Raw genomic sequence first — 25,985 nt, forward strand, 5'->3', positions numbered from 1 at the left:
CACCCGGCCCGGGGCGGATCGAAAACCGCACCGCCCAGCACCACCACACCTCGGGCAACAGACAACCACCGGCAGACGGCACCCGGCCCGGGGCGGATCGAAAACCGCACCGCCCAGCACCACCACACCTCGGGCAACAGACAACCACCGGCAGACGGCACCCGGCCCGGGGCGGGGCCGTGGAGGGTCGTCCCCGCAGGGGACCGGGCGGCCGGGAAACCGTGACCGGGCGCGGGAGCCAAGGCCGCCGGCCCCGAGGAGTCGAGCCCGGAGGGGCCCCGCCCCACCACCCGCGACGGCACCCGCCCCGCGAAACCCGGCGCACCCCGCGGCACCCCGCCCCGCGGAACCGAGCACGCCCCGCGAAACCCAGCGCACCCGCGCCCCCACGCCCCGCGCCGCCCCGCGAAACCCAGCGCACCCGCGCCCCCACGCCCCGCGCCGCCCCGCGAAACCCAGCGCACCCGCGCCCCCACGCCCCGCGCAGGCAGGCGCGACCCCGGCGCGCCGGGGCGTGAGGCAACGCACACCAGGGCCAATGAACCCGATCTCGGCAAAGCGCCTCTTCTCCCGCGGTTCGCCTCACACCCACGAAAGCCGCCACCGATGCCCCTCCGCCGCCCCGGCCGCGCGCCCAGCGCACCCGCGCCGCGCGCCAGCGCCCCCGCCCGCGCCCGCTCCAGACGCCGCCTCTTCCTCGTGGCGCCCTTCGCCGTGCTCATGGGCATCACCGGCGGCACCCTCGCGCTCACCACCGGCTCGTCGGACGCGTCCGACCTGCCGAGCCGCGGCGTACCGGAGTCCGTGGCGGTGAAGCCGGTGCGGACCGCCGGGGAGTCGGTGGTCCAGATCGTGGCGCACCCGGACGACGACCTGTTCTTCATGAACCCCGACACCAGCCAGTCGCTGGCGACCGGCCGCGCCCTGACCTCCGTCTACCTCACGGCCGGCGAGTCCGACGGCCGCAACGCCCGCCGCCAGGACCCGCGCCCGCCGGCCGACAAGGCCGCCTACGCCGAGGCGCGCCAGAACGGCATCCGCGCCGCGTACGCCGAGATGGCGACCGGGAACCGCACGAGCCCGTGGGACCGCACCTCCATCACCACCGCGGGCGGCGGCCGCGCCGAGCTGGACACGCTGCGCGCGCGGCCGCAGATCAGCCTGGTGTGGCTGCAGCTGCGCGAGGCGGGCAGCATCACCGGCGACCGCCCGCACAGCCTGCACGGCCTGTGGGACGGCCGGGTGGAGCGCCTGGAGTCGCAGCTGGCCGCCGGTTCGCCGGTGGGCGAGGACTTCTCGTACAGCAAGACGCAGGTCATCGAGACGATCACCGGTGTCCTGCGCCGCTTCGAGCCCACGTTCGTCCGGATGATGGACCCGACGCCGGGCATCAACGAGCGGACCGGCGAGCTGTCCGACCACCAGGACCACATGTACGGCGCCCGGTTCGCGCAGGCGGCGCTCGCGCGGTACGCGGACGAGCCCGGCCGCCCGCACTTCGCCGTGCAGAACTACCTCGGCTACTCGACCGGCAGCCTGCCGCACTCCCTCGACCCGGCGAGCGTCGAGGCGAAGCTGCGCGCGCTGCGGACGTACGCGTGGACGGACCACACGGACTACTGCGAGGACCCGGCCGGCTGCGGCGACCGGAAGGTGGCGGCCCGCCCCGCCGGGCACGGCTGGGCGCACTCGGTCCGCTACACGCGCTCGGACTCGACGTCGTGGGTGCAGCGGGGCGCCCGGCCCGGGGAGCTGTACGCCTTCGCGGTGCTCGACGGCCGCCTCGCGGTCTGGCACAAGGCGGGCAAGCGGGCCTGGACGGGCCCGGTGATGCGGCCGGGCGGCGGCATGGACGGCGGTGTGACGTCCGTGCGGCTGCCGGACGGCCGGATCGCGGTGCTCGGTACGCGGACGGAACTGGACGAGGACGCTCCGGAGGCGTACCGCCGTGAGGTGGTGACGGCCGTGCAGACGGCGCCGGGCGGCGGGTTCGGGCCGTGGCGCTCGCTGGGCACGCCGGAGCGGGACGACGCGACGGGGACGTCCGACATCAGCGCCCCGGCGGCGCTGGTGGACCGGGCGGGCCTGATGACGGTGTACGTGCGCGACGCGGGCCATGGCCTGGCCGTGACGTCGCAGCGGCCGGACGGCACGTGGACGGCCTGGGCGCCGGCGGGCGGCACGGGTCTGCGCGGCAATCCGGTGGCGGCGACGGACGCGGCCGGCCGCGGTCATGTCTTCGCGGCCACGGCGAGGACGGTCCTGGCGTGGACGCAGGCGGCGCCCGGCGGTCCGGTGACCGGCCCGGTGAGGACCGGCCTGCCGCCGACCACGGTGGCGCTGAGCGCGGTGCCGGACGGCACCGACGGCGTCCGGCTGTGGTTCCGCAAGCCCGACTCGGGTGCGGTGCGCACGGCGCGCTTCACGGACGGCTCGGGAGTGGCATCGCCGGTACGGGAGCTGCCGGGCGGCCTCGCGGGGTACGGCGCGGTGGGCGCGGCCGGCGACCGGCTGGCGCTGCGAACGGCGACGGGCGCGGTGGCGACGGGTCCGGCGGGAGCGCTGCGGGCGGGTGGCGGGCGGACGCTGTTCGGCGGCGCCCCGGCGGCCACCCCGTACGGCTTCGCGACGCTGGGTCTGGACGGCGGGCTGCGCTGGGACGAATGGGGCCGGTCCGAGCGATGAGTCCGCGCGGGGCGGGGAGTCGGGCTTTCATGGACGTGCAACCGACGGAGGAGCGCTCATGAACTGGACACTCGAGGTCGTCCTGGTCCCGGTCACCGACCTGGACCGGGCGAAGGAGTTCTACGGCACCCGGTGCGGCTTCACGGTCGACCTCGACACCGAGGTCGCGCCCGGGGTGCGCATCATCCAGCTGACACCGCCCGGCTCGCGCTGTTCGGTGGCGCTGCAGAGCGGCATGCCGATGGCGCCGGGCGAGGCGCCGATGATCCCGGGCTCGCTCCAGGGGGTGCAGCTGTGCGTGACGGACATCGAGGCGGCGCGCGAGGAGCTGGTGTCGCGGGGCGTGGAGGTGAGCCCGGTCCGGCACCTGGGCCCGGAGGGCTGGGCGGAGGGCAAGGGCGGGACCTGGAACTCGTTCATGTTCTTCAAGGACCCGGACGGCAACGGCTGGACGGTGCAGGAGGCGCCGTCGGAACTGTCGGAACGCTAGGGCGTGTCCGCGAAGTCCCGTCTGCCCGGCAACGCCTAGGAGGCGGCTGCGAGCTCCCAGGGCCACGCCGGGTGCCCGCCGGACTCCAGGAGCGGGATCAGCCGGAACGCCGCATCGCTCAGGCCGCCGAAGGTGTGGCGGTGCGGCCCGGCGGCGCTGTGGCCCGTGGAGTAGCCGGCCAGGTTCCACGTGTAGACGGGGATGTGGTCCGGGACGGCGGCGAGCGGGTCGACGAGGGGCGTCCAGTAGGCCTGTTCGTCGGTGACGATGACGACCCGGTCGTGCTCGGCGTAGTGCCGGGTGACGGCCTCCGCGGTGTTGGTGCCGCCGAGGTCGTGGAAGCGGTCCAGTGCCCGCAGGACGGACTCGCCCGGCGCCGGCTCGACCGGCCGGCTGTCGGTGCCGAACTCGACGAGGTCGGCCCGCTCGGCCCGCAGCGCCAGTGCGGTACCGAAGATCGCGGCGGAGTCCGCGCGGTTGAGCTGGGTCCGCGCACTGGGCAGGTCGAACATCGAGCCAGACCGGTCCACGAGGATCAGGGTCCGCCCGGGCAGGGCGGGCACGTTGGCGAGGGAGTGCCCGAGGGCCGTCTCCAGGGCCTGCTCCCAGCGGGGCGAGGGCGCGTTGCGGTGGGCGGCCAGGTAGCGGAAGGGGAACTGGCGGGAACGCAGCACCTCGGCCGGGTCGGAGATCCGGCGCGCCACGTCCTCGGCCACCCGGTCGCCGACGCCCGCGAGGTCGAAGTTGCGCAGGTTGCGGACGAGCGCCATCGCTCCCATCGACGGGATCACGGCCTCCCAGACGGCGGCGTCCAGCGGCCCGTGCAGCCAGCCGGCCAGCGCTTCCCAGGTCATGCCGGCGGCGGCGAGCCGCTCGGCCCCGTCCGGCGCGGTGACCAGCGCGTACCGGTCGCCGGCGGGGACGGACATCAGGGCGTGGTGGGCCACCAGAAGGGGTTCACCGGCCGGGGGTACGGCGCGTTCGGGGTGGTGGCGCCGGTCGAGGGCGTACCGGAACAGGTCGCCCTGCCAGGGCTTGCCCGGCGCCGGGGCGGGGTGGGTCAGCTCCAGGACGTCACCGAAGCGGAACCCGCGTGAGCCGGTGTCGTACTTGAGCAGCGCGCGGCCGGTCCAGAGCCTGCGTACGGCGTCCCCGATGCCCCGCCTGACCGGCTGCGGCAGCCTGCGCCCGTACCGGGAGGTCCAGTACGCGAGGAACTCGCCGGGTTCGTCGGCCCGTTGCAGTACCGCGTCGACGGCCTGCCGGGAGTAGCCGGCGGCCCGGGCGTCCAGCCGGGCGCGCACGAACTCGGCCGCGCCCACCAGGGAGGCCGTCCGCATGTGGGCTTCGGTGCGGAGCCAGCGCAGCAGCCCGAGGGTCCACCGCGGGTCGCTGACCGCGAGCTCCCGCACCAGCCGGGCGTACCGCTCGTCGCGGGAGGGGGCGCTCTCGTAGAAGCTGTGCTGTCCGGACATGTTGGCGACGGCGAGCAGGAAGAGCTCGGACTTCGGCTCCCGGACGTACCCGGCGCCGCCCTCGTGGTTGACGCCGTGCGGCGGCGCGGGGAAGACGGTCCGCCGGAAGGCCCGCGACGGCGGGACGACCCACTGGCCGTACGTGGAGAGCGGGGATGTCGCTCCGCCCGCGGTCAAGCCCGGTATCTCGGCCCGGATTTCGCTCCTGGCTTCGGCCTTGGCTCGCTGACGGTTGAAGCGGGTCATGCAGTGGTCCCCCTGGAGGCCGGGGTCGGAGGGGCACGCCGCGGCTTCGCACACGGCACGGCGGACGCCTCCCGGGATCAGACTGGGCACCGGTGTGTTTTTGTCAGGAAGTAACCGGGGCGCGGCGCATCGGAAGGCGTCGGAGAGGAAGTTACCCGGACCGTCCCGTGCGTGCATCCGATTTATCGGGGGGCCGTGTTCCGCACATGCCCGACGGGGCGCGGGGGCAGATCGCTCCCACGCCGTCCCGTGCCTGCAGCGGCGGCATATTCCTCTGCGCAGCCGGCAGCCCGATGCCCTTCGTGGACCGTCACCGGCTGTCTCCGGACGACCCACCGGCGATCCGCGCCAGGCTTCCGGTATCACCCAGGGGGGACTGGACGGTCGTCGTCGCCCGGCGCGTGCCGGGGTCAGCCACCCGCTGCCGCCGCTGCCTCTACTGCGGCCCTGTCGGTCTCGGTAGGAGCTGTCCGGCCGATCACGTGACCGGCCGGACAGCTGTAGTTCAGCGGTAGTCGTCCTCTTCGAGGTCGACTACCCGCGCCTCGGCTGGCGGCCTGCCTTGCCGCAGGAAAACAGCCGTCGGCTCACCAGCGCTCGAACGCGGTGAAGGCATGGTCGCCGGCCGCCCCGGCGACGATGATCCGCCCGTCGTGCTCGAAGAAGTAGCCGCTGGGCGCTTCCTCACGGAAATGACGCTCGTCGAGTTCCTCACCGTTGCCGGCGTCGTACACGAGCAGCTCGGTGATGGCGCTGGACTGGGTCGACCACTCGCACAGCACGGTGACCCGGTCGCCCCGCACGGCCAGCCCGGCCGCAGGCTCGTCCAGCTTGTTGTTCCACACCTCTCCGCCGGTCTTCAGATCGAAGGCGATCAGCCGGTAGTGCCGTCCCTTGTGATAGGTCCACGCCAGCGCGTACATCCGCTCGCCGACGACCTCCGCCGCGTCGATCTGGCCGTAGTCGCCGCTGAGCTCGATGCCCGGCTGAGGGTGCCCGTCCTGTCCGAAGGAGACGAACGTGCCCGTCGCCTCGCCCGAGTTGATGCTCGAGGACCGCACGACCCTCAGCACCAAGGGGTCGGCCGACTCGATGACCACGCTGGAGTTCGTCGACACGGGGCGACGGGCATCGATGGGAACGTTCCACTTCAGGGCGCCGGTGCCGCGATCGAAGGCCGCCGCCATCAGCTCGACGTCCTCGCCGCTGTTGGAGCCCGGGTCGTCCGCGTCCTCCCCGCCGCAGGCCAGGACGGCGTGGACTTGTTCCTTGCCCACGAACGTGTCCCACACCCCGCACGTGCCGGGAACGGCCGCCGTCCAACGGACCTTGCCTGTGCGGAGGTCGAGGGCGCGCAGGGAACGGTTGCCACCCGGCGTCCGCGCCTCCTGCTCGGTCCGATCGTGTTCGATCAGGGCCAGGCCGCCCCCCGCTTCCAGGAACTCGTCCCCGGGGAAGTGGCCGTCCGAGACGGTCCGCGGAACGCTCCACAGCTCTCGCCCGTCCTTCGTGTCGAAGGCGAGGACGGTCGAGCAGCCCTTGCCCTTGCCCAGTGCGGCGGGCTTGCCGCTCCCGCCGCTGGTGGCGCGGTTCTCCGTACCGTACGCGACGAGGAGGACCCCCTCGTCCGCGCGAGGCGCGCTTCCGCAGATCTGGGCGCGGCCGGGCGGTACGAACTCCCAGAGCTTCTTCCCGTCCTGCCCGTCGGCGATGCCGAAGCCGGTCACCGCATCGAACCGGCCGCGGACGGCGACGTCCCCGACGACCCAACTGCGGTTGGCCTTATCGTCGCTGGGCCGGTCTTTCGGGGTGGCCCAGGTCCGCACCATGGCGTCGCCAGGCAGATAGCCCTCGAACGACAGGAACCAGGCGGTGATGGACCCGATCACCCCCAGCACGAGCCCGATCGCCACTAGCGCCTTCATGAGCCCTGCTCTGCCCGACATCACGCGCTCCCCCTACCGTGCATGGCACACCCCCCTGCCAGCGGCATTCCGGAGACCCGCCCGACACATTGATCTTCGAACGACGGTCAGGCTAGGGGCAGGGCCTCCCAGCGGTCCATGCCGATCCGGCGCGGGTGGAAAACGTGCCGGCCGAGGGCGAGTGCGAACGCCGCCGGTGGCGCGGCAGTCGGCGGGACGGGCCCCTCCGACGTCCGGCGCGGGCAGATTCGGATAACTCCGCGGAGACCTGCGGAGGCGCGCTCGGCGGGCCGTCGACGGCGTACACAGGGCCTCCCGCGACGTCGGACGGCCCACGGACGGGCCGGGGCGACCGGAACGGGGATGGGCCGCCGGCAGTCCGCCGCCGGCCCAAACCCTCGCGTCAGGGTCGTGCTGCTTCTGACCTGCGCTTACAGCACCGGCAGGTTCTTCCGCAGCTCGAAGGCCGTCACCTCCGAGCGGTACTCCTCCCACTCCTGCTTCTTGTTGCGCAGGAAGAAGTCGAAGACGTGCTCGCCCAGCGTCTCCGCCACCAGTTCGCTGCGCTCCATCAGGGAGATCGCCTCGCCGAGGTTCTGCGGCAGCGGCTCGATGCCCATCGCGCGGCGCTCGGCGTCGGAGAGGGCCCACACGTCGTCGTCCGCGCCGGGGCCGAGTTCGTAGTTCTCCTCGATGCCCTTCAGGCCCGCCGCGAGGAGGACCGCGTACGCCAGGTAGGGGTTGGCGCCGGAGTCGACGGAGCGGACCTCGACGCGGGACGAGCCCGTCTTGCCGGGCTTGTACATGGGGACGCGGATGAGGGCGGAGCGGTTGTTGTGGCCCCAGCAGATGTACGAGGGCGCCTCGCCGCCCGAGCCGGCCGTGCGGGCCGAGCCGCCCCAGATGCGCTTGTACGAGTTGACCCACTGGTTCGTGACGGCCGAGATCTCCGCCGCGTGCTTCAGCAGGCCCGCGATGAAGGAACGCCCCACCTTCGACAGCTGGTACTCCGCGCCCGACTCGTAGAAGGCGTTCCGGTCGCCCTCGAAGAGGGACAGGTGGGTGTGCATGCCCGAGCCCGGGTACTCCGAGAACGGCTTCGGCATGAAGGTGGCCTGCACGCCCTGCTCCAGCGCCACCTGCTTCATGACCAGGCGGAACGTCATGACGTTGTCGGCGGTCGACAGCGCGTCGGCGTACCGCAGGTCGATCTCCTGCTGGCCCGGCGCGCCCTCGTGGTGGCTGAACTCCACGGAGATGCCCATCGACTCCAGCATCGTGATCGCCTGGCGGCGGAAGTCCATGCCCACGTTCTGCGGGGTGTGGTCGAAGTAGCCGGAGTTGTCGGCGGGGACCGGCTTGGAGCCGTCCAGCGGCTTGTCCTTCAGCAGGAAGAACTCGATCTCGGGGTGGGTGTAGAAGGTGAACCCGAGATCGGAGGTCTTGGCCAGGATGCGCTTGAGGACGTAGCGCGGGTCCGCGAAGGAGGGGGAGCCGTCGGGCATCAGGATGTCGCAGAACATCCGGGCCGTGCCGGGGGCCTCCGCGCGCCACGGGAGGATCTGGAAGGTTCCCGGGTCAGGCTTGGCGATCATGTCGGACTCGTACACCCGGGCGAAGCCCTCGATCGCCGAGCCGTCGAAGCCGATGCCCTCGTCGAAGGCCTGCTCCAGCTCGGCGGGGGCGACCGCGACCGACTTCAGGAACCCGAGCACATCGGTGAACCACAGGCGCACGAAGCGGATGTCGCGCTCCTCGAGCGTCCGGAGCACGAATTCCTGCTGCTTGTCCATTTCCCACACCCATCCTCGCTGATCAAACCAGCATGCCACCACTCGGTTTCGTGCACGTTGCAGACCCATACTGCCTGCCGGGCTGTGGCGGACGTAACGGTGGCCTCGCAGACTGGGCCTTATGGACCGTGGCGCGCAGGAACTGCCCGGCACCCGGCTGCCGGCCTGGCTGCGCCTGCTCCCGTGGCTGACGATGGTCCTGCTGGTGATCGTCCAGCTCACGACGCCCGAGAGCGTGCAGCTGGGCTTCGCGTTCGCGGTGGTGCCGCCGCTGACGTCGCTGGTGTACGGCAGGCTCGGCACCGCGCTGGTCGCGGGCACGCTCTTCGTCCTGCTGCTGCTGCCCGCGATCCGGGCGGACGACGTCTCGTACGGCGACCTCATCGCCTTCGTGCTGATCGGCGCGGTCAGCGTCCTGCTGGCGTGGCTGCGGGCGCGCCGGGACGCCCAGCTCGTGTCGGTCCGCACGGTCGCGCAGGCCGCTCAGTTCGCGGTGCTGCCGCCGCTGCCGGAGCGGGTCGGTCCGGTGCGGTGCGGGGCGCTGTACCGGGCGGCGGAGAGGGGCACGCTGGTCGGCGGGGACCTGTACGACGTGCGGGACGGGCCGTACGGGGTGCGGGCCGTCGTCGCCGACGTGCAGGGCCACGGGCTCGCGGCGGTCGGCACGGTGGCGGCGCTGCTCGGTACGTTCCGGGAGGCGGTGCTGGACGAGCCGGAGCTGGGCGGGGTGGCGGCCCGCCTGGACCGGCGGCTCGTGGTGGACGCGGCGGCCCGCGGGGGCCTGCACGGCGAGGTGTTCGCGACCGCGGTGCTGATGGAGTTCCCCGCCGGGGACGCGGGTGCTGTGGGTGCTGGTGCCGGGGGCGGGGACGCCTCGGCGGCCGTGCGGGTGCTCAGCTGCGGCCATCCCGCGCCGCTGCTGGTGCGCGGCGACGGGGCGCGCGAGGTGGCGCTGGAGCCCGGTGCGCCCCTGGGGCTGGGGCTCGCGGAGTTCCGGCCGCCCCCGGCGGTGGTGGTGCCTCTGGGGCCGAAGGACGTACTGCTGGCCCACACCGACGGGGTCACGGAGGCCCGGGACGCGACGGGGTCCTTCTACCCGCTGGCCGCGCGCGTGCCGCGGGACGCGGAGGCCCCGGTGGAGCTGGTGCGCTCGGTGTGGCGCGATCTGTCCGCGTACGCGGGCGTCATCGGCGACGACGTGGCGCTGCTGGCCCTCAGCGCGCCGGGCCGGGTGTCCGCGAGGACCTGACGCCCCGCTCCGGGTCTCCCCGAGGACCCGACGCCCCGCTCCCCGTCTCCGCGAGGACCCGACGCCCCGCTCCGCGCGGGAGCCGCGACGGACGGGCACGGCCGATCCGCGACGGAGGGGCATGGTCCGATCCGGCACACGGCCGTTAACATCAGCGGCCATGGGGGGCCTGCGGCTCATACGCATCGTGCGTCCCATGGCGCTGCCGGGCGCCGTGGTGGCGCTCCTCGCCGCGCTCTTCGTCTGTCTCGGCGGCGCCGACCGCGCCGAGGCCCACCGGGGCCACGCCGACGTCCGTATGACGCTCGCCGCCGGACACGTCACCGAGTACAGCTGCCCGTACGACCGCGACGGCTGCACCCTCTTCCCGTACCTCACCCCCGCCGTCCTCACCGCCCCGCCGCTCGACCCGCCCCAGCAGGCCGACGCGCTCACCCGGCTGGGCGAGGCTCACGCGCCGGATCCGGCGGAGCGCACCGGGGCCCGGCCGCGCGCGCCGGACCTGCACGTCCTCCAGGTGCTGCGGACGTAGGACCTGTGTTCCGGACCGGACCGCGCCAGCCCGGCACGATCCGGAGGACAGGCGCCGGGGCCCGCCGCGCCCCGCATCCCACCCCCGTACCTCCTGACGAAGGACATCGAGATCATGGCTGCCCACCGCAACGCCTCCACCGCCGACCGCCGCGCCCGAATAGAGGAGATGCGCCGCGCGGAGAAGGCCCGCGAGCGCCGCAACCGCATCATCACCATCACCCTGAGCACGGCCGTCGTCGCCGGCCTGGTCGGCTTCGGCGCGTACGTGCTCGACAAGAAGGGTGACGAGAAGGCGCAGGAGGTGGCGTCGGCCAAGGCGCCCATCGAGGACGAGAAGTCCTGGGACCCGAAGAAGCTCGGCCGCAACCACCCCACCACGCCGGTCTCCTACCCGATGAAGCCTCCGGTCGGCGGCGACCACCACCCGGTGTGGATGAACTGCGACGGTGACGTCTACAAGAAGCCCATCCGCAACGAGAACGCCGTCCACTCGCTGGAGCACGGCGCGGTGTGGGTGACGTACACCAGCAAGGCGCCGGCCGCCGAGGTGAAGAAGCTGGAGGAGAAGGTCGGCAAGACGCCGTACACCCTGATGAGCCCGTTCGAGGACCAGGCCGGCGCGATCATGCTGAGCGCGTGGGGCAAGCAGGTCACCGTGGACGGGGCGGACGACCCCCGGGTGAACCGGTTCTTCACGAAGTACGTGCAGGGCCCGCAGACGCCCGAGCCGGGCGCGGCGTGCACGGGCGGGACGGGTCAGTGACGTTCACGCTCACCCGTACGCACTGGGCGGCCCTCACGGCGGTGGTGCTCGCGCTGCTCTTCGCCGGGGCGGCGGCGGTGGCCTCCGCCGGGGAGGGCGGCGAGGCGCGGCCGCCGCGCACGCCGGCAGCGGACTCGGCGGAGGCCGGGTTCGCCCGGGACATGTCCGTCCACCACCAGCAGGCCGTGGAGATGTCGTTCATCGTGCGGGACCGCACGACGGACGCCGAGGTGCGCCGGCTGGCGTACGACATCGCCAACACGCAGGCGAACCAGCGCGGCATGATGCACGGCTGGCTGGACCTGTGGGGGCTGCCGAAGGTCGCCATGGACCAGGAGCCGATGGAGTGGATGGGGATGCCGTCCCACCACGGCGGCGCCGGCCCGGGGCTCATGCCCGGCATGGCGACGAAGGCGGAGCTGGACCGGCTGCGGGCGGCGAGCGGCAGGCAGGCGGAGGTCCTGTACCTGCAGCTGATGACCGACCACCACAAGGGCGGGGTGCACATGGCGCAGGGCTGCGTCGAGAAGTGCGGGGTCCCCGTCGAGCGGCGGCTGGCGCAGGGCATGGTCGACGCGCAGGAGTCGGAGATCCGGCTCATGGCCGACATGCTGGCGCAGCGCGGGGCGAAGCCGCGCGGCTGAGTCCCCGGGCGGGCTCCCCCGCGACCGGCGGTCAGCGGTCGCGTGGGGGCCCGCGCGCGGCGACAATGGGAGGCGCTCGGGGACGTACGGCGTTGTGACGCGTTTACGGAGGTACGGCACCCCCATGACCACCGCCAAGGACATCATGCACCCCGGGGCCCATTGGCTCCCCCGGCACGAGACCCTCGACCGCGCCGCGCAGATGATGCGCGACCTGAACGTGGGGGCCCTGCCCATCGCGGACGAGAACGAACGGCTCTGCGGCATCCTCACCGACCGCGACATCGTCGTCGGCTGTGTGGCCATGGGGCACGACCCGTCGCGGGTGACGGCGGGTGAGATGGCCAAGGGCACCCCGCGCTGGATCGACGCGAACGCGGATGTGAACGATGTCCTGCGGGAGATGAAGGGCCACCGGATCCGCCGCCTCCCGGTGATCGAGAACAAGCGGCTGGTCGGCATGATCAGCGAGGCCGATCTCGCCCGGCACCTCTCGGAGTCGCAGGTCAAGGGCTGGGCGGAGCGGGTGTACTCGGAGGGCTGAGCCGCCCTCCGCCGGTTTCGCGCGGGGGCGTGATGCGGTGTCGCGTCACGCCCCCGCCGCGCGCTGCGCCAGCACGGCGGCGGCCACCGCGTGGCCCTGCGCCGGTTTCGCGCGGAGGTGTGACGCCGTGTCGCGTCACGCCCCCGCCGCGCGCTGCGCCAGCACGGCGCCGGCCACCGCGTCCGGGCGGTCGAGCATCATCAGGTGGCCCGCGCCCGGTACGGCCTCGAAGCGGGCGCCCAGCCGTTCGGCGAGGGCGCGCTGGCGCGAGGTCCAGCGGCGGGACTCGGGCGCGGCGAGAAGGGTGACGGGGACGCCCGCCGGGAGCCGGTGGTGCGCGCGCAGGGCGAGCAGCTCGGCCGCGACGGCCCGGTAGCCGGCGTTCTCCAGCAGGGCGCCGCGCAGCACGCGGGAGGTGGCGTAGCAGCGCCGGACGAGCGCGGCGGGGGCCGGGTCGGGGGCGCATCCGGCGCGGGAGAGGCGGACGGCGGCGCGGCGGGCGGCCGGGCCGAGGGCGGCGGCTGCGCCCGCGGCGGAGAGGACGGCGGCCAGGGCGCGGGCGGTGGCGGCGCGCACCGCGGGTGCGGCGGGCACGCGCGCCTGCTCCTCGACGGAGGTGTCGACCAGGACGATGCCGGCGGTGCGGCGGGGGTGGAGGCGGGCGAACGCCTCCGCGTGGAACCCGGCGATGGAGTGCCCGACGACGGTGGCGGGGCCGTCGAGGCCGAGCGCGTCGAGGAGGCCGGCGATGCGGTGGGCCTCGCCGGTGGCCGACGGGGTGACGGCGGCGGGGCCGCTGAGCCCGTGGCCGGGGCGGTCGAAGCGGACGACGGTGCGGTGGGGCGCGAGCAGCGGGACGACGGGGTCCCAGTCGAACCAGCTCAGGGCGAGCCCGGCGCTGAGGACGCACACCGGTCCGCTGCCCTCGACGACCACATGGTGGGGTATCCCACCGATCCGTACGAACGTCATCGTCTCCCCCTCGCGACCGACGCGGCCAGTACCGCGAGCCAGCCTGCCACGAGCAGGACCTGGAGGCGCTGCCCGGCCCCCAGGGACCAGGTTCCGTGCCCGCTCTGGAAGGCGGCCACGGCGGTGAGGGTCCAGGCGGTGGCGGCGAGGGCGCAGCCGGCGAGGAGGGGTCCGGTGCGGGCGAGGGCCGGCCACCGGCGGTAGCGGCGGGCGGCGAGGGTGAGCGCGACGATGCCCAGGAGGGCGCCGGCCACGGCGACGCCGGAGGTGACGGCGTGGACGGTGTGCGCGGCCGGCAGGAGCCCGGCGGCCTCCCGGGCGGCGCAGGCGGGGTCGGCGGTGGGGGCGCAGGCGAGCGGCAGGCGGGCGTCGGCGACGGTGGCGGCGCCGAAGAGGGCGAGCCCGGCCCAGCCGGCCGCCGCCCAGGGCCGCCGGTCGCCCGTGCGGAGGGCGTACAGCGCGGCGGTGAGGACGAGGGCCCCGGCCACGAGGTCGGTGGTGCGGAAGAAGGCGCCGTAGGGCTGGTCGGTGGCGGCGAGTTCGCTGACGTACGCCTGGAGGGGGTCGAGTCCGGTGGGGAGGAGGATCTCCAGGGCCCAGGCGCTGTACGCGGCGGCTCCCAGGGCGAGCAGCGCGCCGAGGAGCCGGCCGCCGCGTTCCGTCGCGCTCATGGCCTCATGATCACCGCTCGGGTGCGCCGCCGCACCCGTCGGCGCGCGTGGGGTGGGCCACACCGCCGCCGCCAGGACATCGCGTCGCTCTGACGATTAGACTGGCGGCGTGCCTCAACTTCGCCTCGCACTCAATCAGATCGACTCGACCGTCGGCGATCTCGCCGGCAACGCCGAGGCGGTCGTCCACTGGACCCGGCACGCGGCCGAGCAGGGGGCCCACCTCGTCGCGTTCCCCGAGATGGTGCTGACCGGCTATCCCGTCGAGGACCTGGCCCTGCGGTCGTCCTTCGTCGAGGCGTCCCGGGCCGCGCTGCGGGCGCTGGCCGGGCGGCTGGCCGACGAGGGGTTCGGCGGGCTGCCGGTCGTCGTCGGCTACCTGGACCGCTCCGAGAAGGCCCAGCCGCGGTACGGGCAGCCGGCCGGGGCGCCGCAGAACGCGGCGGCGGTGCTGTACGGCGGCGAGGTGGTGCTGTCGTTCGCCAAGCACCACCTGCCCAACTACGGCGTCTTCGACGAGTTCCGGTACTTCGTGCCGGGCGACACGATGCCGGTCGTCCGGGTCCACGGCGTGGACGTGGCGCTGGCGATCTGCGAGGACCTGTGGCAGGAGGGCGGCCGTGTCCCGGCCGCCCGCAGCGCGCGGGCCGGGCTGCTGCTGTCGGTCAACGCCTCGCCCTACGAGCGGAACAAGGACGACGTCCGCCTGGAGCTGGTGCGCAAGCGCGCCCAGGAGGCCGGCTGCACCCTCGCCTACCTGGCGATGATCGGCGGGCAGGACGAGCTGGTCTTCGACGGCGACTCGATCGTCGTGGACAAGGACGGCGAGGTGATCGCGCGGGCCCCGCAGTTCGCCGAGGGCAGCGTGATCCTGGACCTGGACCTGCCGGCGGCGTCCGACGACGCGCCCACGGGCACCGTCGACGACGGGCTGCGCGTCGAGCGCGTGGTGCTGTCGCAGGAGCCGCTGCCCGCGTACGAGCCGGAGCTGACGGGCGGGTACGCCGAGCGCCTCGGTGACGACGAGGAGGTGTACACGGCGCTGGTGGTGGGCCTGCGGGCGTACGCCGCGAAGAACGGCTTCCGGTCCGTGCTGGTGGGCCTGTCGGGTGGTATCGACTCGGCGCTGGTCGCCGCGATCGCCTGCGACGCGCTGGGGGCGGGGAACGTGTACGGCGTGTCGATGCCGTCGAAGTACAGCTCGGACCACTCCCGGGACGACGCGGCCGAGCTGGCCCGCCGCACCGGACTCAACTTCCGCACGGTGCCGATCGAGCCGATGTTCGACGCGTACATGTCGTCGCTCGGTCTGACGGGCCTGGCGGAGGAGAACCTCCAGTCGCGGCTGCGCGGCACGATGCTGATGGCGATCTCCAACCAGGAGGGCCACATCGTCCTGGCGCCGGGGAACAAGTCGGAGCTGGCGGTCGGGTACTCGACGCTGTACGGCGACTCCGTCGGCGCGTACGGGCCGATCAAGGACGTCTACAAGACGTCGGTCTTCCGGCTGGCGACATGGCGCAACCGGGCCGCCGAGGAGCGCGGCCAGACCCCGCCCATCCCGGAGAACTCGATCTCCAAGCCGCCGAGCGCGGAGCTGCGGCCGGGCCAGGTCGACACGGACTCGCTGCCGGACTACGACGTCCTGGACCGGATCCTGGAGCTGTACGTGGACCGCGACCGCGGCAAGGACGCGATCGTCGCGGCGGGCTTCGACGAGGAGCTGGTGACGCGGACGCTGCGGCTGGTGGACGTGGCGGAGTACAAGCGCCGCCAGTACCCGCCGGGCACGAAGATCTCGGCCAAGGGCTTCGGCAAGGACCGGCGCCTGCCGATCACCAACCGCTGGCGCGAGACGGTGAAGTAGCCCCGAACGGCGAAGGGGGCCTCCCGCGTGGTCGCGGGAGGCCCCCTCGGCCGTGCCGGTGCCGGCGGTGTCAGAGCCGGACGCGCGCCGCGATCGGCAGGTGGTCGCTGTCCGTCGCGGGCAGCGACCACGACGCCACCGGCTCGACGCCCTTCACCAGGATCTGGTCGATCCGCGCCATCGGGAACGCGGCCGGCCAGCTGAAGCCCATGCCGTCGCCCGCCGCGCCCTGGGTGGAGCGCATCTGGGACGTGACGGCGTTGAGGGAGCGGTCGTTCATCGTGCCGTTGAGGTCGCCGAGGAGGACGACCTTGTCGAGCCGCTCCCTGGCGATGGCCTCGCCGAGCGCGTCGGCGCTGTCGTCGCGCTGGTTGGCGGTGAAGCCGGCGTTGAGCTTGACCCGTACGGACGGCAGGTGGGCGACGTACACGGCGAAGTCCCCGGTCGGGGTGGAGACGGTGGCGCGCATGGCGCGCGTCCAGCCCATGCGGATGTCGACGGGGCGGCTCGCGCTCATCGGGTACGTGCTCCACAGGCCGACCGTGCCCTGGACGGAGTGGTACGGGTACTTCTCGGCCAGCGCCTCCTCGTACACCGGCACCATGGACGGCTTGAGCTCCTCCAGCGCCACGACGTCCGCGCCCGCCGCGGCGACCTCGCGGGCCGTGCCTTCGGGGTCGGGGTTGTCGGCGTTGACGTTGTGGGTGACGACCATGAGGTCGCCGCCGGTGCCCGCCTTGTCGGTGACGAGGCCGCCGAAGAGGTTCAGCCACACCACCGCCGGCAGCACCAGGGCGATCAGCGCGGTCGCCGAGCGGCGCAGCAGCCCGGCCACCAGGAGCACCGGGAGGAAGACGCCGAGCCACGGCAGGAACGTCTCCGTGAGGCTGCCGAGGTTGCCGATCCTGTTGGGGATCTGCGCGTGGAAGATCATCAGCAGCGCGAGGAGCACCGCGCACGCGGCGAGCAGCACGCCGCGGCGCCACAGCCCCGGATCGTGGCGCAAGCGGTCGGCCACCGACCGGAGCCGGGACCCGGTGCGCCCGCGCCCCGCGCCGCCGCTTCCCGTCGCCGTCACGTCCACCTGCGCCATTCCGTCGTCCTCACTGCCTTGCTTGTCGTGCTCACCGTCCCCCGGCCCCCGACCCTAGGGGATCGGGCGACGGCCGTACTGCCACGAGGACGATTGCCGCGGCGCACGGGGTTCCGGAGGGTGCGGGCGAGGCGGCAGCTGTGACAGAACGCTCACATTTGCGATCAGTCGTCCGGCGGGCGGGCGGTGGCCTGTGGACGGTGGCCGGTGGGCGGCGGCACGCCCGGCTCACTGCCGCACCGGCGCCTCCCGCGCGTCCCCGCGCCCGGGGCCCTTGCCGTGCGGCGCGTGCGGCACGGGCCCGCCGTGCCCGAGGGGCCGCCGCGCGGGCAGGGCGGCGGCCACCACCACCGTGCCGGCCAGGGCGACGGCCGTCGACACCAGGGCCGTGACGTGCATGGCGCCGAGGAAGGCGTCGTAGGCGGACGGGAGCAGCTCGCGCCCCGCCGGGCCGAGCCGTTCGGCGGCGGCCAGGGTCCCCTCGATGGACTCCCCCGCCGCGTCCCGCGCCGCCCCCTCCGGTACCGCGCCGAGCCGGTCCTCGATGCCGCCGCGGTAGGCGGTGGAGAGCACCGAGCCCAGCACGGCGACCCCGAGCGCGCCGCCCACCTGGCGGAAGGTGTTGCTGATCGCGGAACCCGAGCCGGCCCGCGCCCGCGGCAGCGACTGCATGACGGAGACCGTCACGGGAGGCATGACGTGCGCCATCCCGACGCCCTGGACGAACAGCACCAGCTCCAGCACCCAGACGGGCGTCGAGGCGTCGTAGAAGGCGAAGGAGGCGAGGCACGCGGCGATCAGCAGCATGCCGGCGGTGCACACGGCCCGGGCGCCGAACCGCGCCACCGCCAGCCGCGCGCGGGGCGCGAAGAGCATCTGCGCGACGGCCAGCGGCAGCACCAGCAGCCCGGCCTGCAGCGCGCTGTAGCCGCGCAGGCTCTGGAGGTAGAACGCCGACATGAACGTCACGCCCATCAGCGCGAAGAACACCAGCGAGATGGCGGCGACGGCCCCGGAGAAGGGCGGCTTGCGGAAGAGGGCCATGTCGATGGCCGGGTGGTCGGTGCGCAGCTCGTGCAGGACGAAGCCGGTGAGGACCGCGAGCCCGCCGAGCAGCGGCCACAGGGAGGTGGGGTCGGTGAAGTCGGCGAGCTCACCGCCGCGGATGATCCCGTACACCAGCAGCACCAGCCCGACGACGGACAGGACCACGCCCAGCGGGTCGAGCCGCCCGGGGTTCGGGTCCCGGGAGTCGGGGACGAGCAGCACCATGGCGATCAGGGCGACCGCCACGACGGGCACGTTGACCAGGAAGATCGAGCCCCACCAGAAGTGCTCCAGCAGCAGGCCGCCGGTGACCGGTCCGATGGCGATGCCCAGGCCGACGCTGCCGGCCCAGATGCCGATGGCCCTCGGCTGTTCGTCGCGCTCGAAGACGTTCATCAGGACGGCGAGGGTGGCGGGCATCACGAACGCCCCGCCGAAGCCCATGAGGGCGCGGTAGGCGATCAGCTCGCCGGGGGCGTCGGCCAGGGCGGCGAGGGCCGAGCCCGTACCGAACACGACCAGGCCGAAGAGCAGGGCCTTCTTGCGGCCGATCCGGTCGCCGAGGAGGCCGGAGGTGAACAGCAGGCCGGCGAAGACGAGCGTGTAGGCGTTGATCGCCCACTCCAGCTCGCTCTGGGTGGCGCCGAGGCCGGTCGGGGCGGGGGCGGCGACGGTCTTGACCGCGACGTTGAGGATGGAGTTGTCCAGCACCACGATGAGCAGGCTGAACATCAGGACGCTGAGGATCACCCAGCGCCGGCGGTGGACGGCTTCGGGGACGGTGGGGTGCACGGCGGGGGGAGCGGCGGCGGAGGCGGGCTGATCTTCCGGTACGGGCATATTCCGACCGTAATGCCGTGTTTGGTACGAGACCGTCCGGTGGTGGCGCGGCTTACGCCACCGGAGTGCCGGAGTGTTGCGGGCCCACTTCCCCCCGCGCGGCACGAAGTGCCACCATGGACGTGGTCCGGGGACGCCGTCAGGGCGCCTCGAGATGACGAAGGAGCCGTTTCCATGACGCTTCAGGCTGCCCGCACGCAGCCCGCCGACAGCAGCAAGGCGCTGTACGGCGGCAAGGGCACTCGCCGCATCACCGTGCTGGACCTCGCCGCCGCCAAGGAGCGGGGCGAGAAGTGGCCCATGCTGACCGCCTACGACGCGATGACCGCCTCCGTCTTCGACGAGGCCGGCATCCCGGTGATCCTGGTCGGCGACTCGATGGGCAACTGCCACCTCGGCTACGACACCACCGTGCCCGTCACGATGGACGAGATGACGCTGCTGTCCGCCGCCGTCGTACGGGGCACCAAGCGCGCCCTCGTCGTCGGCGACCTGCCCTTCGGGTCGTACCAGGAAGGGCCCGTCCAGGCCCTGCGCTCCGCGACCCGGCTGGTCAAGGAGGCGGGCGTCGGCGCGGTCAAGCTGGAGGGCGGCGAGCGCTCGCTGCCGCAGACCGAGATGCTGGTGCAGGCGGGCATCCCCGTCATGTCGCACCTCGGGCTGACCCCGCAGTCCGTCAACACCATGGGCTACCGCGTGCAGGGCCGCGGGGACGAGGCCGCGCACCGGCTGCTGCGCGACGCGAAGGCGGCGCAGGACGCGGGCGCCTTCGCGGTCGTCCTGGAGCTCGTGCCGGCCGAGCTGGCCGCCGAGGTCACCCGGTCCCTGCACATCCCGACCATCGGCATCGGCGCCGGGCCCGACACGGACGCGCAGGTCCTCGTCTGGACCGACATGGCCGGGCTCACGGGCGGCAAGGTGCCGCGGTTCACCAAGCAGTACGCCGACCTGCGCCGGACGCTCGGCGACGCGGCCAAGGCGTTCGCCGACGACGTGGTCGGCGGCGCGTTCCCGGCCGAGGAGCACACCTTCCACTAAGGGGTGTCCCACGGCACCCCTGGGCCGTGCGCACGGCCACCGGGCCACTCCCCGCACAGACGACAGCCCGCCGACTTCCCCCATCGGCGGGCTGTCGGGCGTATCCGGCCGTTCGGAACTAGCCTCGGAAGAGGAGGCGAGAAAACATGGCCGGAATCGTACGCAAGAGTTTCGAATCCCCCGATGAAACGCGTCCTTTCGAGGGCGACAAGGGCAGGCTCGACCTGGTCAGCACCGACCGCGGCCCCGTGGGCCGGGCGGTGTTCGAGCCGGGCTGGAAGTGGTCCGATCACGTCAAGCCCATCGCCGGTACGGACAGCTGCATGGCGGCACACGCCTGCTACACCGTCAGCGGCCGGCTCAGGATCGTCATGAACGACGGCACCGAGGACGAGGTGGGTCCCGGCGACTTCTTCGCCGTCGAGCCCGGTCACGACGCATGGGTCGTCGGCGACGAGCCGTGCGTGGTGCTCGACTGGGTCGGCTTCGGCGACTACGCCAAGCAGTAGCGCCCGCCGGCCGGCCGCCGGCCGCTGAAAGCGCGCCGGTCGCGGCCGCACGGGGGTGCCGGCGCCGTGTCGGCACCGTGTCGGTGCCGTGTCGGTGCCGTGTCGGTGACGGCTGGTGCCATGGACCGCATGACACCACCATCCGACACGAACGCCGTCGAGGTACGGGGCCTCGTCAAGCACTACGGCGGGACCAAGGCCCTCGACGGCGTGGACCTGGCCGTCCGCGAGGGCACCGTCCTCGGCGTCCTCGGCCCGAACGGCGCCGGCAAGACCACGCTCGTCCGCTGCCTGTCCACGCTGGTCGTCCCCGACGCCGGCACCGCCACCGTGGCCGGGTACGACGTGGTGCGCCAGCCGCACCTGCTGCGCCGCACCATCGGCCTCACCGGTCAGTACGCCTCGGTCGACGAGAAGCTGTCCGGCCGGGAGAACCTGTACATGATCGGGCGGCTGCTCGACCTGTCCCGCGCCGCGGCCCGCCGGCGCGCCGACGAGCTGCTGGAGCGCTTCTCCCTGACGGAGGCCGCCCGGCGCCCCGCGCAGCAGTACTCCGGAGGCATGCGGCGACGCCTCGACCTGGCCGCCTCCCTGGTGGGCCGCCCGTCGGTGCTGTACCTGGACGAGCCGACGACGGGCCTCGACCCCCGCTCCCGCAACGAGGTGTGGGACGAGATCAGGACGATGGTGGCCGAGGGCACGACGGTCCTGCTCACCACCCAGTACATGGAGGAGGCCGAGCAGCTGGCGCACGAGCTCACCGTCGTCGACCGGGGCCGGGTCATCGCCACGGGCGGGGTCGACGAGCTGAAGGCCAAGGTCGGCGGCCGCACCCTCCAGGTCCGCCCGGCGGACCCGGCCGACCTGCCCGCGATGGCGCGGGCGCTGGCCGAGAGCGGCCTGGACGGCATCGCGGGCTCGACGGTCGTCCCGGACGAGGGCCTGCTGTACGTACCGATCCTCAGCGACGCGCAACTGACCGCGGCCGTCGGCCTGCTGGGCACGCGCGGCTTCGCCCTGGCGCACATCGGCACCCATCTGCCCAGCCTGGACGAGGTGTTCCTGGCCGTCACCGGCGAGAAGTCCTCGCCGTCCGTCTCCGAGGAGGTGGCCGCGTGAGCGCGGTCGGTGCCCGCTCCCACCTGCGGCACGTCGGCGCCCTGGTGCGGCGCAACGCCCTGCAGATCAAGCAGGATCCGCAGTCCATGATCGACGTCCTGCTGACGCCCGTCGTCCTGACCCTGCTGTTCGTGTACGTCTTCGGCGGCTCGGTCGGCCTGGCGCTGGGCGGCGACCGGGACGCGTACGTGAACTACGTCGTCCCCGGGCTGATGGCGATGATGGGCCTGAACATCGCCATGGCCGTCGGCTCGGGCGTCAACGACGACTTCCGCAAGGGGGTCATGGACCGGTTCCGGACCCTGCCGATCGCGCGGTCCTCCGTCCTCGTCGCGAAGATCGTCGTCGAGACGGGCCGGATGGTGGTCGCCTCGGTGATCCTCCTCGGCATGGGCTTCCTGCTGGGGCTGGAGGTCAGCACTTCCGTGCCGGCCGTGCTCGGCGCCGTCGGCCTGTCCATGGTCTTCGGGGCGTCCCTGATGTGGCTGTTCATCCTGCTCGGTCTGACGTTGCCGACGGCGCAGGCCGTCCAGGGGGTGGCTCTCCTCGTGCTGATGCCTCTTCAGTTCGGTTCCTCGATCTTCGCCCCGCCCGACTCGATGCCGGGCTGGCTGCGGGCGTTCGCCGAGTACAACCCGCTGTCGAACCTGGCGGACGCGGCCCGCGGCCTCGTCAACGGCGGCCCGGTCGCCGGCGCGGTGTGGACGACGCTCGCCTGGGCGGCGGCCCTCACGCTGGTGACGGCCCCGCTCGCGGTGGCGAGGTTCCGCAACCGGACGTGAGCGCGGTGGCCCGGCGGCGGTCCGGTACGGTCTCTACCGTCCCCGAGCCCAGGAGCGCCGCCCATGGCCACCGCCACGTCCCGTCCCAGCGAGCGGCGGATCAGCCCCGTCTTCCTCGGTATCGCCGCCGTCATGCTGGTCACGGGGTGGGCGGTGTGGACCGGTTTCTCGGCCGACCCGGGTCTGGCCGTGTTCCTGTTCGTCACGTCGACGTGGATCGTCTCGCTGTGCCTGCACGAGTACGCGCACGCGCGCACCGCGCTGCACGGCGGTGACATCTCCATCGGCGCGAAGGGCTACCTCACGCTGAACCCGCTGAAGTACACCCATGCCCTGCTGAGCGTGGTGCTGCCGGTGATCTTCGTGATCATGGGCGGCATTGGCCTGCCGGGCGGGGCGGTCTTCATCGAGCAGCACCGCATCCGCAGCCGGTGGAAGCAGAGCCTGGTCTCGGCGGCGGGCCCGCTGACGAACGTCGCGTTCGCGGCCGTCCTGACCGCGCCGTTCTGGCTGGGCGCCCTGGACGGTGTGCCGCTGCCGTTCCGCCTCGCGCTCGCGTTCATCGCGCTGCTGGAGGTGTCGGCGGTGATCCTGAACTTCCTGCCGGTGCCCGGGCTGGACGGCTACGGCGTGATCGAGCCGTGGCTGTCGTACCGGGTCCGCCGGAAGGTCGAGCCGTACGCGCCCTTCGGGCTGCTCGCGGTCTTCGTGTTCCTCTTCATCCCCGAGGTGAACGCGGCCTTCTTCGGGCTGGTGGACACCGTCCTCGGCGGGCTCGGCATCCCCGAGCTGGAGACGTACTGCGGACGCGACCTGTACACCAGCCTGTGGCAGGAGCAGGCGCCGCTGTGCGAGTCGCTGGTCAGCGAGTGACGGCCCTGCCGCGGCGCCAGTAGTACCAGGCCATGTTGGACGAGACGCCGGCCAGCAGCACCCACACGATGCCGAGCCAGCTGCCCTGGACGAAGGAGACCACGGCCGCGGTGACGGCGAGGGCGCAGACGACGAGGGCGTACAGAGCGAGGCGGGGCATGGGGGTCGGCTCCTGTCCGGGTGCGGGTGGTGCCCGTCCAGTGTCCCCCATGCCCGTCGCGTGCTAGATGTCGGTCACGCGCAGGCCGGCGTGGGCCTTGTAGCGGCGGTTGACCGAGATCAGGTTGGCTACCAGCGCCTCCACCTGGTGGGCGCCCCGGAGCCGGCCCGCGAAGATGCCCCGCATGCCGGGGATGCGGGCCGCGAGGGCCTGGACGATGTCGGTGTCGGCCCGCTTCTCGCCCAGCACCATCACGTCCGTGTCGATCTCCTCGACCGTCTCGTCCTGGAGCAGGACGGCGGACAGGTGGTGGAAGGCGGCGGTCACGCGCGAGTCGGGCAGCAGGGCGGCGGCCTGCTCGGCGGCGCTGCCCTCCTCGGGCTTGAGGGCGTACGCGCCCTTCTTGTCGAAGCCCAGCGGGTTGACGCAGTCGACGACGAGCTTGCCGCCGAGCTCCTCGCGCAGCGCTTGCAGCGTCGCGGCGTGGCCGTCCCACGGCACGGCGATGATCACGACGTCGCTGCGGCGGGCGCACGTGGCGTTGTCGGCACCCTCGATGCCGAGGCCCAGCTCGGCGGCCGCGGCCTCGGCGCGCCCGGCGGCCCGGGAGCCGATGATCACCTTCTGGCCGGCGCGGGCGAACCGGTAGGCGAGGCCGCGGCCCTGGTCGCCGGTGCCGCCGAGGACGCCGACGACGAGCCCGGAGACGTCGGGGAGGTCGTACGGATCAGTAGTCATGGGCCCGACACTACGGCCCCGGCCGGGGCGCCGACCCGTCCGGGTGATGTCTCGGCGAACGCCCGCGGCGGGGCGGCGGGCGGGGCAGGATGCGGCGCCATGGATGCCGTACGCGTCGCACTGCTGCGTGAGGTCCTGGCCGGGACGGAGTGGCCCGCGGCGACCCGCCGGTTCGCCGGGGTGCTGCGGTCCTCGGTGGTGCCGCACGGCGGCGGGCTGCTGCTGGTGGGCACCGCGGAGTACGAGCCGTGGCACCTGACGGCGCACCTGGTGGACGAGGCGGCGTGGTCGGGCCAGCCGGAGCTGGCGCCCACGCTGGTGCGGCACCGGGTGCGCCCTTCCGATCCGGCGCACCTGGCGGTGGGGCTGGGCCGGCTGGAGGCCGCGGGCCGCGGCTCGACGCTGCTGGTGGTGGCCCCGGCGCGGCCGGACGGCGGCCTGCTGGAGCGGGTGCACGACGCGCGGCGGGCCGGGGCGACGGTGCTGTCGCTGGACGGCGGCGACCGCGAGGTGCACGGGCTGGCGCACGAGGGGCTGACGGTGACGGAGGCGGACGACCTGGACCTGGACATCGTCCAGCACCTGGTGAGCGCCGCGGCCGGCGAGAACACGCTGCCGTCCCCGGCCCCGCGGGCCCGCCGCCACTTCCGCGACCGCCTCTCGCGCCTGGCCGACCACCTGACGTCGCCGCCGCCGACGCGCTGGTGATCCGGCCGCCCGCCCGGGTCCGTCAGGGGGTGTCGCGGGGGCCCGGGGCGTCCTTGTCGTGCCAGTGGGGGTCGGTGTCCCACTGGAGGTTACGCTCGCGGGCCGTGTCCATCGCGTGGGCGGCCTCCTCGCGGGAGGTGTACGGGCCGAAGCGGTTCTTGGCGGGGCACTCCGGGCCCTCCTCCACCTTCTGGTGCTTCAGGCAGTAGTACCACTCGCCCGGCTTTCCGGTCGTGCGCTTCTTGAACAGGGCCATTCCCGGCTCCTTCCTCTGACGCCATGGTGCCCCCGTGGGGGCTGGTTAGACTCGCTGCATGTCTGGCCAGTCGCTGCTCGTACCAGGGGAGCTCTCTCCCCCTCGTTCCGTTCCCGGGTCCATCCGCCGCCCCGAATACGTCGGAAAGCCCATGCCGTCGCCGTACACCGGTCCGGAGGTGCAGGACTCCGACACCGTCGAGCGGATGCGCATCGCGGGACGCATCGCCGCGCGGGCGATGGAGGAGGCCGCGAAGCACATCGCCCCGGGCGTGACCACCGACGAACTGGACCGGGTCGCGCACGAGTACATGTGCGACCACGGCGCCTACCCCTCGACGCTGGGCTACCGCGGCTTCCCCAAGTCGCTGTGCTCCTCGGTCAACGAGGTCATCTGCCACGGCATCCCGGACTCCACCGTCCTGCGCGACGGCGACATCGTGAACCTGGACGTCACGGCGTACATCCACGGCGTCCACGGCGACAACAACGCCACCTACCTCTGCGGTGACGTCGACGAGGAGTCGCGGCTCCTGGTCGAGCGGACCCGCGAGTCGCTCAACCGCGCCATCAAGGCGGTGAAGCCGGGCCGCCAGATCAACGTCATCGGCCGGGTCATCGAGTCGTACGCCAAGCGCTTCGGCTACGGGGTGGTCCGGGACTTCACCGGGCACGGCATCAACTCCTCGTTCCACTCCGGCCTGATCATCCCCCACTACGACTCGCCGCACGCGACGACCGTCATGCAGCCCGGCATGACGTTCACGATCGAGCCGATGCTGACGCTGGGCACGCACGAGTACGACATGTGGGACGACGGCTGGACCGTCGTGACGAAGGACCGCAAGCGGACCGCGCAGTTCGAGCACACCCTCGTCGTCACGGACACCGGGGCCGAGATCCTCACGTTGCCGTGAGCCGCGGGGCGGGTAGGCTCTTTACCGACGGACCGTCGGGATCCCGTT

Annotated in this window: 25 protein-coding genes; 15 read left to right on the forward strand and 10 right to left on the reverse strand. The window is 73.3% G+C overall.

From position 1 onward, the window contains the following. Positions 1-606: 606 nt before the first annotated feature. Both ACIA79_RS00415 and ACIA79_RS00420 read left to right on the forward strand, forming a co-directional pair. The gene (locus ACIA79_RS00415) at positions 607-2,685 is read left to right on the forward strand and encodes a PIG-L family deacetylase (protein WP_399425594.1); all 2,079 of its coding nucleotides are present in this window, start codon (positions 607-609) and stop codon (positions 2,683-2,685) included. 58 nt (positions 2,686-2,743) lie between these two features. After that, positions 2,744-3,175: a VOC family protein gene (locus ACIA79_RS00420; RefSeq protein ID WP_399425595.1), complete on the forward strand. Its 432-nt coding sequence runs from the start codon at positions 2,744-2,746 to the stop codon at positions 3,173-3,175. Positions 3,176-3,210: 35 nt separating this feature from the next. Here the strand turns inward: ACIA79_RS00420 and ACIA79_RS00425 are convergent, their stop codons facing one another. From ACIA79_RS00425 to ACIA79_RS00435, 3 genes are all read right to left on the reverse strand, one after another. Further along, positions 3,211-4,896, reverse strand: coding sequence for a TROVE domain-containing protein (locus tag ACIA79_RS00425; RefSeq protein ID WP_399425597.1), 1,686 nt, complete (start codon positions 4,894-4,896; stop codon positions 3,211-3,213). Between the two features lie 587 nt (positions 4,897-5,483). After that, a complete protein-coding gene (locus ACIA79_RS00430) occupies positions 5,484-6,842 on the reverse strand; it encodes a PQQ-binding-like beta-propeller repeat protein (RefSeq protein WP_399425599.1) in 1,359 nt (452 codons plus the stop codon). A 410-nt stretch (positions 6,843-7,252) separates the two neighbouring features. Further along, a complete protein-coding gene (locus ACIA79_RS00435; RefSeq protein ID WP_399425601.1) occupies positions 7,253-8,614 on the reverse strand; it encodes a glutamine synthetase family protein in 1,362 nt (453 codons plus the stop codon). Between the two features lie 121 nt (positions 8,615-8,735). Here ACIA79_RS00435 and ACIA79_RS00440 point away from each other — a divergent pair, with 121 nt between their 5' ends. The 5 genes from ACIA79_RS00440 to ACIA79_RS00460 all read left to right on the forward strand — a co-directional run bounded on the left by ACIA79_RS00440 (position 8,736) and on the right by ACIA79_RS00460 (position 12,348). Further along, on the forward strand, positions 8,736-9,863 hold the full coding sequence (locus ACIA79_RS00440; RefSeq protein ID WP_399425602.1) for a PP2C family protein-serine/threonine phosphatase: 1,128 nt from the start codon (positions 8,736-8,738) through the stop codon (positions 9,861-9,863). Positions 9,864-10,023: 160 nt separating this feature from the next. Next, positions 10,024-10,395, forward strand: coding sequence for a hypothetical protein (locus ACIA79_RS00445; RefSeq protein WP_399425603.1), 372 nt, complete (start codon positions 10,024-10,026; stop codon positions 10,393-10,395). A gap of 114 nt (positions 10,396-10,509) precedes the next feature. Then, the gene (locus ACIA79_RS00450; RefSeq protein ID WP_399425605.1) at positions 10,510-11,160 is read left to right on the forward strand and encodes a DUF3105 domain-containing protein; all 651 of its coding nucleotides are present in this window, start codon (positions 10,510-10,512) and stop codon (positions 11,158-11,160) included. Then, positions 11,157-11,804: a DUF305 domain-containing protein gene (locus ACIA79_RS00455; protein ID WP_399425606.1), complete on the forward strand. Its 648-nt coding sequence runs from the start codon at positions 11,157-11,159 to the stop codon at positions 11,802-11,804. Before ACIA79_RS00450 ends, ACIA79_RS00455 begins: the two co-directional genes overlap by 4 nt. A gap of 124 nt (positions 11,805-11,928) precedes the next feature. Beyond that, on the forward strand, positions 11,929-12,348 hold the full coding sequence (locus ACIA79_RS00460) for a CBS domain-containing protein (protein WP_399425608.1): 420 nt from the start codon (positions 11,929-11,931) through the stop codon (positions 12,346-12,348). A 135-nt stretch (positions 12,349-12,483) separates the two neighbouring features. Here the strand turns inward: ACIA79_RS00460 and ACIA79_RS00465 are convergent, their stop codons facing one another. Together ACIA79_RS00465 and ACIA79_RS00470 are read right to left on the reverse strand one after the other, a co-directional pair. Then, positions 12,484-13,320 (reverse strand): alpha/beta fold hydrolase, encoded by an 837-nt coding sequence (locus tag ACIA79_RS00465; RefSeq protein WP_399425610.1) that lies wholly within the window; start codon positions 13,318-13,320, stop codon positions 12,484-12,486. After that, positions 13,317-13,991, reverse strand: coding sequence for a DUF998 domain-containing protein (locus ACIA79_RS00470; protein ID WP_399425611.1), 675 nt, complete (start codon positions 13,989-13,991; stop codon positions 13,317-13,319). The genes ACIA79_RS00465 and ACIA79_RS00470 overlap by 4 nt, the downstream gene beginning before the upstream one ends. Before the next feature lie 109 nt (positions 13,992-14,100). Here ACIA79_RS00470 and ACIA79_RS00475 point away from each other — a divergent pair, with 109 nt between their 5' ends. Next, on the forward strand, positions 14,101-15,858 hold the full coding sequence (locus ACIA79_RS00475) for an NAD+ synthase (protein ID WP_399425613.1): 1,758 nt from the start codon (positions 14,101-14,103) through the stop codon (positions 15,856-15,858). Between the two features lie 70 nt (positions 15,859-15,928). Here ACIA79_RS00475 and ACIA79_RS00480 read toward each other — a convergent pair whose 3' ends face one another. Continuing rightward, positions 15,929-16,951 carry an endonuclease/exonuclease/phosphatase family protein gene (locus ACIA79_RS00480; RefSeq protein WP_399425615.1) on the reverse strand — a complete coding sequence of 341 codons (1,023 nt, stop codon included), beginning with the start codon at positions 16,949-16,951 and terminating at the stop codon, positions 15,929-15,931. Positions 16,952-17,179: 228 nt separating this feature from the next. Then, positions 17,180-18,838 carry an MFS transporter gene (locus tag ACIA79_RS00485; RefSeq protein WP_399425617.1) on the reverse strand — a complete coding sequence of 553 codons (1,659 nt, stop codon included), beginning with the start codon at positions 18,836-18,838 and terminating at the stop codon, positions 17,180-17,182. Between the two features lie 174 nt (positions 18,839-19,012). On the opposite strand from ACIA79_RS00485, the gene panB reads away from it, so the two are divergent. The 5 genes from panB (at position 19,013) to ACIA79_RS00510 (ending at position 23,159) form a co-directional block, all read left to right on the forward strand. Further along, entirely contained in the window at positions 19,013-19,876 is an 864-nt protein-coding gene (gene panB / locus ACIA79_RS00490; protein WP_399425618.1) for a 3-methyl-2-oxobutanoate hydroxymethyltransferase, read from the forward strand. A gap of 146 nt (positions 19,877-20,022) precedes the next feature. Next, a complete protein-coding gene (locus ACIA79_RS00495) occupies positions 20,023-20,385 on the forward strand; it encodes a cupin domain-containing protein (protein ID WP_399425620.1) in 363 nt (120 codons plus the stop codon). Between the two features lie 120 nt (positions 20,386-20,505). Next, entirely contained in the window at positions 20,506-21,504 is a 999-nt protein-coding gene (locus ACIA79_RS00500; RefSeq protein WP_399425621.1) for an ATP-binding cassette domain-containing protein, read from the forward strand. Beyond that, positions 21,501-22,286 carry an ABC transporter permease gene (locus ACIA79_RS00505; protein ID WP_399425623.1) on the forward strand — a complete coding sequence of 262 codons (786 nt, stop codon included), beginning with the start codon at positions 21,501-21,503 and terminating at the stop codon, positions 22,284-22,286. The genes ACIA79_RS00500 and ACIA79_RS00505 overlap by 4 nt, the downstream gene beginning before the upstream one ends. A gap of 63 nt (positions 22,287-22,349) precedes the next feature. Continuing rightward, positions 22,350-23,159, forward strand: coding sequence for a site-2 protease family protein (locus tag ACIA79_RS00510; protein ID WP_399425624.1), 810 nt, complete (start codon positions 22,350-22,352; stop codon positions 23,157-23,159). Here ACIA79_RS00510 and ACIA79_RS00515 read toward each other — a convergent pair. Beyond that, positions 23,149-23,370, reverse strand: a complete 222-nt coding sequence (locus ACIA79_RS00515) for a hypothetical protein (RefSeq protein ID WP_078887541.1) — start codon at positions 23,368-23,370, stop codon at positions 23,149-23,151. The genes ACIA79_RS00510 and ACIA79_RS00515 overlap by 11 nt on opposite strands. A 12-nt stretch (positions 23,371-23,382) precedes the next feature. Beyond that, positions 23,383-24,057, reverse strand: a complete 675-nt coding sequence (gene npdG, locus ACIA79_RS00520) for an NADPH-dependent F420 reductase (RefSeq protein WP_399425626.1) — start codon at positions 24,055-24,057, stop codon at positions 23,383-23,385. A gap of 99 nt (positions 24,058-24,156) precedes the next feature. Here npdG and ACIA79_RS00525 point away from each other — a divergent pair, with 99 nt between their 5' ends. Then, positions 24,157-24,765, forward strand: coding sequence for a hypothetical protein (locus ACIA79_RS00525; RefSeq protein ID WP_399425628.1), 609 nt, complete (start codon positions 24,157-24,159; stop codon positions 24,763-24,765). A 22-nt stretch (positions 24,766-24,787) separates the two neighbouring features. On the opposite strand, the gene ACIA79_RS00530 is transcribed toward ACIA79_RS00525, so the two are convergent. Then, positions 24,788-25,021, reverse strand: coding sequence for a hypothetical protein (locus ACIA79_RS00530; RefSeq protein ID WP_399425630.1), 234 nt, complete (start codon positions 25,019-25,021; stop codon positions 24,788-24,790). 58 nt (positions 25,022-25,079) lie between these two features. Here ACIA79_RS00530 and map point away from each other — a divergent pair, with 58 nt between their 5' ends. After that, a complete protein-coding gene (gene map, locus ACIA79_RS00535) occupies positions 25,080-25,937 on the forward strand; it encodes a type I methionyl aminopeptidase (protein WP_399425632.1) in 858 nt (285 codons plus the stop codon). Positions 25,938-25,985: the final 48 nt, after the last annotated feature.

This window comes from Streptomyces sp. NPDC051310 (assembly GCF_044455245.1).
In the GTDB taxonomy this organism is placed as follows: domain Bacteria; phylum Actinomycetota; class Actinomycetes; order Streptomycetales; family Streptomycetaceae; genus Streptomyces.